General features: G+C 61.8%; 16 protein-coding genes. 7 read left to right on the forward strand and 9 right to left on the reverse strand.

Annotated features, from left to right (window positions below; translation table 11 throughout):
- Positions 1 to 10 precede the first annotated feature (10 nt).
- Positions 11 to 466 (forward strand): MarR family winged helix-turn-helix transcriptional regulator, encoded by a 456-nt coding sequence (locus ABD301_RS11095; protein WP_279580549.1) that lies wholly within the window; start codon positions 11 to 13, stop codon positions 464 to 466.
- 208 nt (positions 467 to 674) lie between these two features.
- On the opposite strand, the gene ABD301_RS11100 is transcribed toward ABD301_RS11095, so the two are convergent.
- The 5 genes from ABD301_RS11100 to ABD301_RS11120 all read right to left on the reverse strand — a co-directional run bounded on the left by ABD301_RS11100 (position 675) and on the right by ABD301_RS11120 (position 4,158).
- A complete protein-coding gene (locus ABD301_RS11100) occupies positions 675 to 911 on the reverse strand; it encodes a hypothetical protein (RefSeq protein ID WP_344309550.1) in 237 nt (78 codons plus the stop codon).
- A 74-nt stretch (positions 912 to 985) separates the two neighbouring features.
- On the reverse strand, positions 986 to 1,183 hold the full coding sequence (locus ABD301_RS11105; RefSeq protein ID WP_344309552.1) for a hypothetical protein: 198 nt from the start codon (positions 1,181 to 1,183) through the stop codon (positions 986 to 988).
- 227 nt (positions 1,184 to 1,410) lie between these two features.
- A complete protein-coding gene (locus tag ABD301_RS11110; RefSeq protein ID WP_344310021.1) occupies positions 1,411 to 2,133 on the reverse strand; it encodes a CPBP family glutamic-type intramembrane protease in 723 nt (240 codons plus the stop codon).
- Positions 2,133 to 3,020, reverse strand: a complete 888-nt coding sequence (locus tag ABD301_RS11115) for an NAD(P)H-binding protein (protein WP_279580553.1) — start codon at positions 3,018 to 3,020, stop codon at positions 2,133 to 2,135. The genes ABD301_RS11110 and ABD301_RS11115 overlap by 1 nt, the downstream gene beginning before the upstream one ends.
- Positions 3,021 to 3,120: 100 nt before the next feature.
- Positions 3,121 to 4,158: a zinc-binding dehydrogenase gene (locus ABD301_RS11120; RefSeq protein WP_163568769.1), complete on the reverse strand. Its 1,038-nt coding sequence runs from the start codon at positions 4,156 to 4,158 to the stop codon at positions 3,121 to 3,123.
- An 848-nt stretch (positions 4,159 to 5,006) separates the two neighbouring features.
- Here ABD301_RS11120 and ABD301_RS11125 point away from each other — a divergent pair.
- Positions 5,007 to 5,618, forward strand: a complete 612-nt coding sequence (locus tag ABD301_RS11125; RefSeq protein WP_344309555.1) for a flavodoxin family protein — start codon at positions 5,007 to 5,009, stop codon at positions 5,616 to 5,618.
- A gap of 270 nt (positions 5,619 to 5,888) precedes the next feature.
- Entirely contained in the window at positions 5,889 to 6,368 is a 480-nt protein-coding gene (locus ABD301_RS11130) for a hemerythrin domain-containing protein (protein WP_163568771.1), read from the forward strand.
- A gap of 1,689 nt (positions 6,369 to 8,057) precedes the next feature.
- On the opposite strand, the gene ABD301_RS11135 is transcribed toward ABD301_RS11130, so the two are convergent.
- On the reverse strand, positions 8,058 to 8,660 hold the full coding sequence (locus tag ABD301_RS11135) for an RNA polymerase sigma factor (protein ID WP_163568772.1): 603 nt from the start codon (positions 8,658 to 8,660) through the stop codon (positions 8,058 to 8,060).
- 432 nt (positions 8,661 to 9,092) lie between these two features.
- Here ABD301_RS11135 and ABD301_RS11140 point away from each other — a divergent pair, with 432 nt between their 5' ends.
- The 3 genes from ABD301_RS11140 to ABD301_RS11150 all read left to right on the forward strand — a co-directional run bounded on the left by ABD301_RS11140 (position 9,093) and on the right by ABD301_RS11150 (position 11,535).
- The gene (locus ABD301_RS11140) at positions 9,093 to 9,821 is read left to right on the forward strand and encodes an ANTAR domain-containing protein (RefSeq protein WP_344309559.1); all 729 of its coding nucleotides are present in this window, start codon (positions 9,093 to 9,095) and stop codon (positions 9,819 to 9,821) included.
- Between the two features lie 28 nt (positions 9,822 to 9,849).
- On the forward strand, positions 9,850 to 10,593 hold the full coding sequence (locus ABD301_RS11145) for a GAF and ANTAR domain-containing protein (RefSeq protein ID WP_344309561.1): 744 nt from the start codon (positions 9,850 to 9,852) through the stop codon (positions 10,591 to 10,593).
- An 87-nt stretch (positions 10,594 to 10,680) separates the two neighbouring features.
- On the forward strand, positions 10,681 to 11,535 hold the full coding sequence (locus ABD301_RS11150; protein WP_344309563.1) for a GAF and ANTAR domain-containing protein: 855 nt from the start codon (positions 10,681 to 10,683) through the stop codon (positions 11,533 to 11,535).
- Between the two features lie 72 nt (positions 11,536 to 11,607).
- Here the strand turns inward: ABD301_RS11150 and ABD301_RS11155 are convergent, their stop codons facing one another.
- The gene (locus tag ABD301_RS11155; protein ID WP_279580557.1) at positions 11,608 to 12,081 is read right to left on the reverse strand and encodes a ferritin-like domain-containing protein; all 474 of its coding nucleotides are present in this window, start codon (positions 12,079 to 12,081) and stop codon (positions 11,608 to 11,610) included.
- 439 nt (positions 12,082 to 12,520) lie between these two features.
- Between ABD301_RS11155 and ABD301_RS42380 the strand changes: the two genes are divergently transcribed.
- A complete protein-coding gene (locus ABD301_RS42380) occupies positions 12,521 to 12,730 on the forward strand; it encodes a helix-turn-helix domain-containing protein (protein WP_390624034.1) in 210 nt (69 codons plus the stop codon).
- 7 nt (positions 12,731 to 12,737) lie between these two features.
- Here the strand turns inward: ABD301_RS42380 and ABD301_RS42385 are convergent, their stop codons facing one another.
- Both ABD301_RS42385 and ABD301_RS11160 read right to left on the reverse strand, forming a co-directional pair.
- A complete protein-coding gene (locus ABD301_RS42385; RefSeq protein WP_390624031.1) occupies positions 12,738 to 13,349 on the reverse strand; it encodes an ATP-binding protein in 612 nt (203 codons plus the stop codon).
- A gap of 64 nt (positions 13,350 to 13,413) precedes the next feature.
- Complete coding sequence (locus tag ABD301_RS11160) at positions 13,414 to 13,836, reverse strand: STAS domain-containing protein (RefSeq protein WP_163568775.1); 423 nt, start codon at positions 13,834 to 13,836, stop codon at positions 13,414 to 13,416.
- Between the last annotated feature and the right edge of the window lies 1 nt (position 13,837).

Here is a 13,837-nt window from a genome sequence, read left to right on the forward strand (position 1 = left end):
CAATTGCGGAGTGGTGGGCAACGACAGGTCCAGGGAGGTCAATCTCGCCGTCCGGCGCGTACTGCAGGCAGGTCGGGAGATGCAGGCGGCGGTGGCTGCGGGGATGGGCGTTCGGACGACGGATGTCCAGGCGATCGATCACGTCATTTCGGCAGACGAGCCGATGGGAACGGTAGAACTGGGGGACCGCCTGGGCATCCGCTCGGCGTCTGCAGCGGCCTTGGTCGACAGACTGGTCGAGACCGACCACCTACGCCGGGAACCCCATCCCACCGACGGCCGCCGCGTGTCGCTCGCGGTCACCGAACACGCCCGTGCGCAGGTCAGACAGGCGCTGGAGCCGCTGCTGACCGACATCGCCGGCTACACCCGCCAGCTCAACGACGACCAAGCCGACACCGTGCTCGACTTCCTCGACCACGTCATCACCGCAATGCGAAACTACGCCGTCGAGGCAAAGGAATAGCGGTCAGAACAAGCTGTTCCTGGGCGATTGCGGTTCGCCGACAATCGGTAGCTGAGGAGATGCTGTACGGGGTACCTGGGGCCCAGTACTCCAGCAGTAGATCGCCCCCGGGTTGCTGGTGCCTACGCTTTCCGCGGCTTCCCCCAGCTGTCTTGCGGCCGGTTTCGCTCTTGGTCCAGCATCGTCGCGTCGAACTGGGCCTTGCTGATCATGGCTCTCGCTTCGGGCACGAGCGTGATCGCCGCCGATCCCACGGGACAGCCGAGGCCCAGCCGACCAGGGGCATGGTCTCGTCGTAGTGCGGAGCGAACTGTGCGACGGTGATGGTGGGCATTCGGTAGTTCAGGCCTCGGACGTGTTCGAGGAACCTCTCGGGCAGCCAGACATGGTGTGTCTCCAGGTAGTGCGGGAAATCCTGGCGCCACAACCAGGTGCCGTCAGTCATCAGTGATGAGCATCCCGGCGAGTGCCGGTGGGCGCTGCCGGTGATGACGTCGTGTCCAGCTTCCATGACGTCGATCAGGACATGGCGGCGTCGAGGTATGCCACCAGGGCTGCCTCGTCCGGCTCGCTGACAGGTCGGACGGCATCGTTTACCGATCCGTTCGGCTGGTTGGAACAGGCGTCGAATTCGTCGTAGAAGCCCAACAATCCCAGCACTGCGTCTCCTTCGACGAGCCGGTCCGACCTGCTGGCGCTGGCAGCTGCGGCCACCATTGATCATCGGTATACCAACGCGCCGGACGTCAGGTTTTCTTCGGAATACTCGAAGCTGCGCCGTCCCAGCAGCACCGCCTCGGCTTGCAGCGCCTCTGCCAGTAACGCGTCCGCCCACTCCTGGCGGTCCTTGTTCCCGATCCAGTCGAACCAGTCGCCGCGAGCTTTCCCACGTCGTTTCTCCTTCGTTGGCTGAGTCGGCCGTCACAGAGGTAGAAACCGCGGCATCAAGAAAGTGGGCGCTGCGTTCGAGATTTCGACAGGCACCCGGGCTGCCCGCTTCGAGGCTCGTGCGAAGAACAGGTCGACCGCTTGGCGAACAGTGGTGGCAGGAACGTGAGCATCAGTGTGGACCAGGTCAGGTGTGTGATCAGTGGCGCTTGGATGCCGCCGGTCCCACGACGTTGGAGCGCGAACAGTGCCCCCATCGGGATTGAGGCGAGGACGAGGGCGGGGTTGCCGGTCGCGGTGGTCGCCAGTGTGTAAACGGCGGTGGTCACGGTCACCGGAGCTCGGTCGCCGGCCGCTGCGAAGACGGCGCCACGAAAAAAGGTCTCCTCGGCCGCGCCATTGGCCAAGGTCGTGAACAGCACCAGTGGGGACGTGCCCTCGTGCGCGTACTGCAGAATGCCGGCGATTGCATCGCGCAGCGGTGGAATGGGCCTTGCCACCAGGGCGGCTGCATAAAATGCCCCGAAGGCGCCTACGCCGAGCAACACGGGTCCAACGACTGGCCGCCCGCCGCCGCGTACGGTGCGGCCTCGGTGCAGCGGGCCGGACGCCAGTCCGCCTGCCAGCCAGACCGCGGCCACCGCGCCGGTCAGGCCGTAGAACCGCGGCGATCCAGGTTTGGTGGACAGTGAGACGCCCAGCAGTGTGGTGCCGGCGATGGCTGTACCGGCGACCACCCGGCGTCGCCAGGACAGGCTCCGGGCTCGCGACCAGCCCATCACCACGCGGTTCCCTTGTCCTTTGCGCGTTCTTTGAGCGCTTCCAGCACCGCGTCGTCGTAGCCCATCGGCGCGAAGTCGACGAGCTGCCGGATGCTGTCGTCGCGTACGAGCACCTCGTTGGTCATCGAGTCGATCAGTGTCCGGCCGGCCTGTACGTCCACGTTGGTGACCAGTGCCAGCCAGTACGATGACAGCTGGGGTGACAGTAACGGGACCGGCAGGGCCAAAAACTGTCGGCCTTCGATGATCGCGACTCTGCGCATCATGTCCAGATAGGACATCACGTCGGGTCCGCCGATGTCGAAAGTCCGGCCGCGCGCCTCGGGAGACTCCAGGACCCTTACGAGGTAACGGACGACGTCCGCGACGGCAATGGGCTGCGTACGCGTACGGACCCACAGCGGGGTCACCATCGCTGGCAGATGCTCGACCAGTTGCCTGGTGATCTCCCAGGAAATCCCGCCGTGGCCGACGATGATCCCGGCCCGCAGCGCGGTCACCGGTACGTCGGTCGAGGCCAGCAGGTGCTCCACCTCCCGCCGACTGCGCAGGTGCGGCGACAGGTTGTCAGTGTCGTCACCCAGCCCGCCGAGGTAGACGATGCGTTCCAGGCCCGTTTCGTTGGCGGCGTTGGCGAATCGCTTCGCGGCTTCAGCGTCTCGCTCGACGAAGTCGCGCTCGTCCAACGAGTGCACGAGGTAATAGGTGGCGTCCACGTTTTTCATCGCCGTACGCAACGAATCCTGGTCGCTGACGTCTCCGTACACAGGTGAGCCGGCGCCGTCGTAGTTCTGCGGATTTCTGGTCATCGCGAACACGCCGTGCCCAGCCGTCGCCAACGCTGCGCACAGTCGTCGACCGATGAAACCCGACGCACCTGCCACCAAGACGTGAATGTCATCTCCCTCTGTCGAGATTGGGATACCCAGCTGCCGCGCATTCAACCCTCAGGACCGGCAACAACGGCCCCGCCTCGGCCGCGATTTATCCGAAGGCAATTGCGACCTTGAGTGCTTTTCGGTCAGCCATCGCTTGGTACCCTGCCGGCACTTCGTTGATGCCGATGGTGCGATCGAAGACTTTTCCAGGCTGCAGTGTGCCGTCCAGAATCTCGGGAAGTAGTTGGTCAATATAGTGTCGAGCTGGTGCCACGCCACCGGTGAGAGTCACGTTGCGCATGAACTGCTGCCTCGTCAGAGGGGCTGCCTGGTACTGCGGAGCGCCGACCCGGCTGACCGTACCGCCGGCCCGTACGAGCCCGAGGGCCATCTCGAGCGCTGGCTCGGTCCCGACGCATTCCAGAACAATGTGGGTGCCTGCGCCGGCCGTACGTTCGCGGACCTTTTCGACACCCTCGTCGCCGCGTTCGGCGACAACTTCGGTGGCGCCGAATTCGAGGCCGAGATCGGTGCGGTCGGTGTGACGGCCCATCAGAATGATCCGTTCGGCGCCGAGTCGTTTCGCCGCCAGTACAGCGCACAGCCCCACTGCGCCGTCGCCGATCACGGTGACCGTGGTGCGCTTATCCACTCGGGCGGCGGTGGCCGCGTGGTGACCGGTGCAATAGACGTCGGACAGCGTCAGCAGCGACGCGAGCAACGCGTCGTCTCTGGTGGCGGGGACTTTGACAAGGGTGCCGTCAGCCAGCGGGCTGCAGACGAACTCGCCCTGTCCGCCGTCGACGCCGTTGGTGCCCCACCCGCCGCCATGTTCGCATGAGGTTTGTAGGCCCTCCCGGCAAAACTGGCAGGTGTTGTCGGAGATGACGAACGGGGCGACAACGAGGTCGCCGGCCTTGACCGTGACCACCTCCGAACCGGTGTCCTCAACGATGCCCAGGAACTCGTGTCCGATCCGGTTACCTTTTTCGGTGGCCGGCATGCTGGCGTACGGCCACAGGTCGCTGCCGCAGATACACGAACGGACCACTCTCACCACGGCATCGGTCGGCTCCTTGATCTTGGGATCGGCCACGTCCTCAACCCGCACGTCGCCGGCACCGTAGATGACAGTCGCTCGCATGAAATTCCTTCGCACTGGGCAATCAGTCAACCTGGGAATACCCGAGATCAACAGAGGTAAACGCCCCGAGTCGAGATAGCGGCAACGCAGCCGTCCGAAGGCAGCGAAATCCTGCATTTGGAGTCAGACACAAGTGTCGTTGACACTTACCCGCGCTGCCCGGTGCCCACCACCCCCAACTACGAATGTGACGCCTGTCTGAACCGTGAGAACGTCGCCCGCGAATACATAGGCGACTCGGTCATCGGCGACTTCGCGCCGTACCTACACGAGGTTGCGGCTCCAGACTTCGGCGGCCGTGCTTTTCAGCATGGTTGATCGCCCTGGGAGGTTCGCTGTGAGCAACGCCAGAGCTGCCGTCGCGGGGATTAGTCCGCTACGTGCGGTGACATTTGGTCAGCCACTCTGTGTGTGGGCGCGGGAAATCACGACAGCGTTGGATTTCTACTTAGCGATTGGCTGCGAGGTGCGTAAGGTTGCTGACGGTCGGGTATATCTTCACAACAACAACACCAGGTTTATCCTCGCGTACTCGCCTGGCCCGGTCGCGGCATCGGTGGCTCAGACTCTGCAGGTGACAACCGTGGACCTGGCCGAAGTGTGCTGCAGGTTGTACGAGCTGGGGATCGAAGCGGGGCCGATCACATATCCGGCTGCAGCTCCACACGGTCGGATCGAACTGTGTGATCCTGACCGGCATGTCGTGGTGGTGATCCAGCTCCCCGCGAGCGGTGACACCAGAGTGTCACCCGCCCGCCATTCGCCGTCGGCGCACGATGCAGGCGGCCATAGGACTGCCGTACGACGAGCGTGACAGACCCGGGCTGACTGATCTTCGAGGAGTTTCCGTGACGAATCTGCGAGCCATCATTCTTGGCTGTTCTCTCAAACGTTCACCGGCGTCGTCAAGCTCGGAGCTGCTGGGTAGGCAGGTACTCGCGGCCTTGGCGGAGCGCGAGGTTGACGGCGAGTTCATCCGGATTGTCGACCACGACGTGAGTTTTGGGGTGTCCATCGACGAAGGCGACGACGACGGTTGGCCGGCGATTCGCGCGAAGATCCTCGAGTCTCAGATCCTGGTCATTGCGACTCCGATCTGGATGGGACAGCCGTCCAGTGTCTGCAAGATGGTGCTGGAGAGGCTGGACGCCGAGCTGGCAGAAACCGACGGACAAGGCCGACCGCGGGTTTACGGCAAAGTGGCCGCGGTAGCGGTTGTTGGCAACGAGGACGGCGCGCACCACGTCACTGCTGAAGTTTTCCAAGCCTTGAATGACGTCGGCTTCACCATCGCCGCTGCAGCATCTACTTACTGGGTGGGTGAGGCGATGAAAAAGGTCGACTACAACAAGACTGACCCCAAAACGGACACCACAGGCGCAGCGACCGCCGTTCTCGCGGCCAATACCGTGCACCTCGCTCGCCTCCTCAACGACAGGCAATACCCCGCACCCAGTTAACGTGACGGATGGATCCGCCCTACCCCCTTCGATAGGGCGGGTCCACCATGCCAGCGCTCGAGCTGGGTGGGGCAGCCAACACACCTCGCGTTGCGCTGGCTCATTTTTAAGCACCACGATCAACATGAGGCAACCCTGTGTGGGCCGCCGGCGCCGCTTGCGACCAACTGCGGTGGATCGGTCAGCCGAATTTGCCATCCCTTGTGGAGCTGGCGGCGATTAGCGCGGTCATTCAGCGGGTACCACTTGATGACGAGATGAGGAGACACCATGTCCACTGATGCGATCGTACTGTTGAAAGACGACCACAAAACTGTTGAGCAACTCTTCAAGAAGTTCGAAGAGGCCGGCGACAATGCGCTGGTCACCAAGCGTGGCATTGTCGAGTCAATTATCAAGGAGTTGACGGTTCACGCGTACATCGAGGAGGAAATCTTCTATCCGGAAGCCCGCAAAGCAGTGCCGGAGACTAAGGATCACGTCCTGGAGAGTTTGGAGGAACATCACATGGTGGTATGGATGCTTTCCGAACTCCAGAAACTCGATCCATCCGATGAGACATTCGATGCAAAAGTGACTGTACTGACGGAGAACGTTCGCCACCACGTCGAGGAAGAAGAGCAGGAATGGTTCCCTAAGGTCCGCAAGGCGATGGGCCGAAAGGAGCTTCAGGAAATTGGTCAGCGAATGCTCGACGCCAAGTCCGACGCGCCACACGATCCGCTCAAGCTGCCGAGCGCGACCGCCTGACCTGCCTGGTTATGGCTGTCAGATCTGCAGCTCGCCGCGACCGTCGTCGGTGATGAGGTTTCGTTGTGCCCCGTGGATTTACCTGCCCATTTCTAGGAGTACGACAGCCGCAGCGGTTGCCCAACCTGGCTCCGAGTGCTACAACGGGTATGAGCGCATCGTGTTTTTGGCGTTGCCTCCCACTCCAGAACCCGGTGGCCTTGACCGACGGTAAGTAGGTCAGCTGATGAGCGGATCCGGCGCTTCTCGTTCACTTTTTAGGCTGACTGCTGAAAATGACTCATATCCGATCTGGTTCACCTGGGAGAATAAGTCGCCGTCGTGACCCTGATCGGTCGATTCCTGTCTTGGTGCGGGACCGCACTTCTCATGACAGCTTCGGCATTTTTTCCGGCGCCAACAGTGGAACATCGTTACCGCGACCAGCGCACCCGAGTATCACCAGAACCAAGGCATACAGAAAGGCGAGATCATGAGTGAAAACGGGAACAACCCGGATCAGGCTGGTTGGGCTCCCACCGGCCAATCTGGCTCGAGCGAAGGCGGTGACAAAGCTTTCGATGCGAGCAATGCCCCGGCCCCGGGCCGTGGGCGTGAACCTTCCCCGGAGGAGGAGGATGGCGTCCCGCCGACTGACACTACGGGTGCGGGGGCGTTGGGTGTGGGTGAAAGTTCCCATCGTCGAGGTGAGGACATGATTGACCATGACGGCAAGGAAAGAGGCCGCGCCAACCTCCCACAGACAGGGGAGTCTGATCGTCCAGCGGGCACGTCAACCCCGGCCGACGCAACTGGAGTCGACCCGTAAAAAGATTGCTCTATTCCTGGCATTGAGGTGGCATGAAAGCTGAGACGGCGACCGACAAAGTCGCACGGACCCGTACGTATCGGGTTGGGTGGCTGGAGAAAGAGGACTTCTCGCCTGGCGGACAATCTCGGACCACGTCGGTGAGAGGGACATATTCATCTAGGTTGATTGGTGTGCTCCGGATGATGCGGACCTTTGAGATTGGCGCCCGCGAACTGGGGCCTGCACGAGCTGGCGGTGGAGGATGCAGTGCATTTCGGGCAGCGTCCTAAGCTTGATTGGTGCGAGGATCACATCCAGCGTCCTCATCGTCCTCTTTGCGGGCACCCTGTACGTGGTGTTCCGACGCAAATCGCGGTTGTGACAGATTCGCATCTCAGACAAATAGAATTTTGATGACCTGACACTGATGACCTGCGGTCGCGCTCGGAACGCGACTGTTGGGATCATGAATGAACAGGTCCCGCGCCGCTATTGTTAATGCCCGCGCTCCATGCTCAGTTGACGATATTCTCTTAACTCGGTTCCCGTGTGTATCTGTTTCTGGCGGCCGCTGTAGTTCGAGGCGCCGATGCACTGTGGTCGGCGTTTCAGGATGTGGCGCGGTTGGTGGAGCCTGGCCAGGCAAAGATCACGATGTTGTCAAGGTATTCGTGGGTTTGCGCGTCGTATGGCCCTTCGCAGGGGATTAGCCGCAGGCATGCCTAGTCGATTCGCGGGTCCAGCAAATAAGATTTAGTCTTGAACAGGATCGCGTATGTCTGGATGCAACCCATGTCCAGCGCCGAGCGGCTACCAAGACGAGAGCCAAAATTGTGCAGCGAAATGCGAATCTGCCACTTGAGGCACCGGACGACGCGACGGGTACGCAGTCACTAGAGTCAGGTCAGTCGGTTATCGACCTGAGCTTCGCGTAGTACGTCGGCCAGCCGGTGCATGGCCGCATGGGTCCGGGTCTTTACTGTTCCCAGCGGAATGCCAAGTATAAGGGCGATCTCGCCTTGGGTATGGCCGCGGTAGTAGGCGAGTATCAAGACCACACGTTGCTTACTGGAAAGCTGCCGCAAGATCTGCCAAACCTGCTGCTCTCGGAATTGCGAGAAAACCTGTTCCTCCACACTTTTCGCGACAGGATGGGGATGAGCTGCGACGAGGATGCCGTGTAGCCGTTGGCGTGCGGCCGATCGGCGCACGTAGTCGACTGCTTTGTGGTGCACCGCGCCCATCATCCAGCCTCGAACTGTGCCACGGGCGCCGTTGAACCGTTCCGGATGTCGCCATACGGCGAGCAGGACATCCTGCACCACTTCCTCGGCTGTTTCAGCAATACCGGTGATCTGGTAAGCAAACCGCCAAGCAACATCAGCATATGCGTTGTAGAGCTGGTCGAATGCCTGACTGTTTCCGGCAGAGATTAACGCGATCAGTTCTCTATCTCGTGTCGCGCTCGATGCGGCTGGTTTTGGCCTCGGTTTGTCGTCCATCGGACATGGCGAAACAACGTTCGATCGCGTACCGGGGCTGAACCTGGCGTCAGTCACGTGGACCTCACCGGGAACAGTCGGCTATGCCGAGACAATCTCAGGTCCTCACGGCTAGGCTGCGACCAGCGCGAGCTAGCCAGCCACACAGGATTGATGTGTGGGTCGCTCAGTAGAATTCGGTAACTCAGATGACCGGATCTCATCACCAGCTCCCAGGGACGAAACGAGCCGCCGGGAGTCTGGGGAGGCAACCAGCAACCACACTAGGCCTACGCCTACGAGTCGGCAACTGGCCAGGGGCGGCGGCAACATACGGACAGAAAATCCCAGGCTCGTCGGCACAGACGACAACTGCCGCTTACGGGCAGGATGTGACGATCGCTGCGAGGGCCTAGAGTTGGCCGATTCACCAAGAGTGGTCACGGAGGACTGATGGCGGAGAACCGGCGGCAGCGGATGCTCGCTCTGCTGGCCACCGACCGCGCGGCACGGGCAACGTCGAGTGTCGGCCTGGCGTGTGCTCGCTGCGTCCTGGAGCTATCGATTGCCGGGGCTGGAGCGACTGTCCTTGCCCATCTGGGCAAGGGAAACGGCGATCGTCATCCGAGCCGTGGTCTGGTGTACGCGACGAACGAGATCAGTGCGGGTCTGGAGGATTTGCAGCTCACCGTGGGGGAGGGGCCGTGTCTGGACACGTTCGCATTAGGTGGTCCGGTGTTGATCGCCGATCTTGCGGCAGAGGGCGGTCGATGGCCGGCGTTTACCCCTGCAGCCCGTGCGCTGGGTGCGGCGGCGGTGTTTTCTTTTCCTTTGCATATCGGTGTCGTACGGCTGGGATCGCTGGATCTCTACCGCGACACCCCAGGGCCGCTGACCCGGACGGAGCTTACCGACGCGTTGATCCTGACCGATGTGGCCGCGCAGGGCGTCGTGGAGGATCTCGACGGGCACGCCACCGCGGACGTGAGCTGGTTGTCTGATCCGCACGTCGAGGTGCATCAAGCCGCCGGCATGGTGCAGGCACAGTTAGATGTGAGTACCGACGTGGCGTTGATGCGCCTGCGCGGTTACGCGTTTACTCACGACGTTCCGCTGGCCGAGGTCGCTAGGCAGGTCGTGTCGCGTTCACTTCGATTCACCGAGGACAAGGACGCGGAATGATGCAGGTTGAGGAAAGGTCGTGGTCGCGATGAGCACAACCCGAGAGCAGCGCCTGGCCAGCACGTTCGTGTCCTTGGCCGACACGTTGGTCGCCGACTTCGATGTGCTCGACTTCCTTGCGCTGCTCGCTGAACGGGCGGTGGAGTTGCTCGACGTGTCGGCGGCAGGAGTGATTCTGTCGGATCAGAGGGGCGGGTGGCGCCCGGCGGCCGGATCTTCTGAGCGCGCCGAGCTGATTGGGGTGTTCGACTCCCAGACCACGCATGGTCCGTCGATGGACTGCGTTCGTACAGGGGTCACTGTGGCCAGTACGAACTTGGTCGCTGACGCTGCGCGGTGGCCGCGGTTCGTCGAGACCGCGGTCAGCGCGGGGTTCCGCGCGGTGTGTTCGGTACCGATGCGGCTGCGTGACGAGGTCATCGGCGCGCTGACGCTGCTCAATACCCAATCCGTCCCGATCGATGCTCCCAGCGTCGAGTTGGGACAGGCGTTGGCCGACATTGCGACCATCGGGATTCTGCAACAGCGGGCCGCGCACCGAGACGCGGTCATTTACGAGCAACTGCAGGTCACTCTGCATCACCGCACGGTCATCGAGCAGGCGAAAGGCGTCCTTGCTGAACTCGGTGGCCTGCAGATGCACGAGGCATACACGGTGCTTCGAGGCTACGCCCGCGCGCACGGTTTGCGGATGTCCGACGTTGCCCGGGATGTCGCCAAGGGCGTCCGCGATCCTCATGAGCTGCTCAGCTCTCCCACCAACATCACCTAGACCTGAAATCGTAGAAAGAGTTGGCCTCACCCTCAGCGCAGCGTCACGGCCAAACCGCTAACCGTGGCAGACCCAACCGTTTGCCGGTTGCGGACGAACGAACTGGCAACAACAGTTGTCAGCAACCGGAGTGTGATCGATATGGTCCGCCAGACCCGGGTGGTCCCAGACCCGGCATCTAACGACGACAGCGTAACCTCGATCAGCTCAGACCGGGTGGCGCGTGTGCTGGTGGCGCTGGCCGACACCCTCGTGGATGACTTCGATGTGCTGGACTACCTGAGGATGCTGACCGAACGGTGCGTCGAACTCTTGGACGTCTCCGCGGCGGGTGTGGTCTTGTCCGACAGGCACGGCAAACTGCAGGTGGCCGCTGCTTCGTCGGAGAACGCGCAATTATTGGAGCTGTTCGCGGTCCAGGCCCATGAGGGGCCGTGCGTGGAGTGCATTCGTACGGGGCAACCCGTGGTCAGCCACGATCTGCAGGCGGACAAAAATCGGTGGCCCAGATTCACGGCTGCCGCTCTGGTCACGGGGTTCCACGCATCGCACGCCGTTCCCATGCGGCTGCGCCGAGACGTGATCGGCGTGCTCGCTATGTTTAAAACCGAACCCAACGGTGTCGATCCACTCAGCTCGGACCTCGCGCAAGCACTCGCGGATGTCGCCACTATCGGGATTCTGCAGGAGCGTGCCATCAGCCGTGGCGATCTGATAGCAGGGCAGTTGCAAGCAGCCCTGACCAGCAGGATCAGTATTGAACAGGCTAAAGGAATACTCGCCGAACGCGGCAACCTGGACATGGAACAAGCCTTCCGCGCGCTACGAGGCTACGCCCGGCGCAACAACCGACGACTCACCGAGCTCGCCGTCGCGGTCACCGACGGCAGCGCTGACATCAACGCCATCCTGGATCGCCCTGCCGTACGCGAAGGTGAATAGCATCCAAATCCACGATCCTTGAGTCTTGTTCGTACGTCCGTGCCGGAGTCGGACGCGGTGACCCGCCACAGATTACGGACGAGGCACCGCGGCTGGGGCGGTGCCTTTGTATGCGGAGACGCCGACGTCGTCGAAGATGAACGCCGCGAGCAGGAAATTGTTCTCATTTCCGTACGGATCAAATGTTTGGTGCGCGCCGATCAGACCTGCGGCGCGGGCGGCTGCGGTGAAACTGGTCTTGATGTCGATCGCCGGCCGAGCCACCGCGGCGCCGCCCAGCGCCGTGCGCAGGAATTTCACGTGTGCGAGTTCGTCGCCGGCGATCTCGGTAGCGAAAGCTCGTACAATCCGGGACCGGAACGGGACCACTCGGCCACCGGTTACCCCGCTTTGCGTGCCGGTGGTGAGTTTGTCAACCAAGCCGCACCCGTGCACGGCGTAGGAGTAAAGCTCGGCCTCGAGGTATTCCAGATTGAGTGCGAAATTGAGGATAGCCGAGTCGCTGATCGCCACCGACATCGCTGTGGTGGCTGTCGCCGGTTTCACTGCGGCTGCGGCGAATGGAGCGCCTGCGGTCGCGACCAAGCTGGTTCCGACCAGGCCTAAGCCTGCGGCGCCAGCAGCGGCGAGGAATCTTCGACGATCCGGACTGTTCTCGGCGCTGCGGTTGATTTAGTCACGCACAAACGGTTTACCGAACACAGAACGGCCCTCATCCATGTCGGGCGTGCCGCAGACCAGGCCCTGATGGCAGGACGTATGGCCTCGCCATCCTTGCATTCACGGGTCACGTTCTGATGTTTCAGATATGCGTCATATTCATGTTTCCGCTGGTGGGCACTAGCGGTCGGATGGGATGTAATGTTGAATTAAATGACTCTGTCCCGCTGCGTCGCTCAGCCTCGACCTGTGGATGTCGCGGCGCGCGTACCTGGACGTCGTGCACCATCCTGACGGGAGTTGGACACCGTTGACGAACGAATTCATGCCTGCGGTTGGTAAGTGTGTGGCCCGCGCCCGTTGGGAACGTGGACTGAGCCAGGAGGCGTTGGCGCGACGTGCCAACGTGAGTGTGTGGCTTCTTCGTAAGGTGGAGCAGGGAGTACGAGCACCGACGGAACATTTCGTTGAGGCGGTGTCGGAGGCATTGAAAGTGGACGTACTGGCTCTGTGCCACAGATACCCACACCAATGACGCCGGTTTATGACCGACCTGTCGATGGTGGTGGGGTTCTTCGTTGGGAAGCGCAACAGTCTATTGAACGCGGCGCGATGGGCGTCCACGTCCGTCCAGGTCGTCGCTGCTGTGTCGATCCCCCGGCGATCTGCCGAAATAGGATACGCGCTTTTAGATCCTGGGTCCGCGAATCCTGCCCGTCCGTCGGGACGAGGTGAAGAATCTGCCAGTTCAGCCGTACGGTCGTCCCGTCCTGTGTGGTCGTGATATGCGCCTGTGGAGCGAAACCCTGGATAATGAGCAGGCCGTGCTCACGGGATGGATGGAGTTGACGCGTCATCGGTCTCCAACGGCCCTGATCGGCAATGGTCACCGTCACCTTGCCTTCGCGGGTACACGTGGCGTGGATGTCCAAGAGGCCGCTCTTACCGTCGTAAGCGTGTGCTTTGACGTTCGCCATGGCTTCGTAGCTGGCTTGGGCGACGGCGTTGGCCTGTCGCTCTGTCATTCCTGCTTGGCTGGCCCAGTCAGAAAGATTATGGCGCAGTCGAGTGAGATCCGCTTTCGCAGTCGATCCGTGGTGCAGCAAGTCACCGACCGGAAGTGTGGCGGACTGATCTACCGTATTTACCGGCATTATTCACAGCTCCAATTCTGCTCGCTGGGTCGTCGACAGACCCTGTTCGGGCTGTCACGGAGCACTAGGCAGCTGGACTGGCATCTTTTTGCTTACTGCGAGGTTCTAACGTCTCGATCGCTGATGGAACGTCGCGGAAGACAGGGACTACCTCGCAGACCCCCGTCATTTCCAAGGATCGCAAGGCTGCGCCGACGGCGACGACCCCAAATCGGCTGTTCTCAGGTGTATCGACATGTCCTTCGATCAGGACGGTGAGTCCCGGAGAGGCCAGAAAGGCAACTTCGGTCAGATCTGTAATCAGAACGTGAGGCCCGTCCGCGCGAGCTTGGGTGATAGCTTCTCCCAAGCGTGGCGCGGTGAGCATGTCGAGCTCGCCGCTCACTGACAACACAGTCACATCGCCCCGGAGATGCTGGACGGCAAAGGAGACATGCGGGAAAGACTGGAACTGCGATGATGACTGTGACACGGCGGTCTCTTTCATA

Origin of the sequence: Fodinicola feengrottensis, assembly GCF_039530045.1 — a bacterium.
GTDB lineage: Bacteria > Actinomycetota > Actinomycetes > Mycobacteriales > HKI-0501 > Fodinicola > Fodinicola feengrottensis.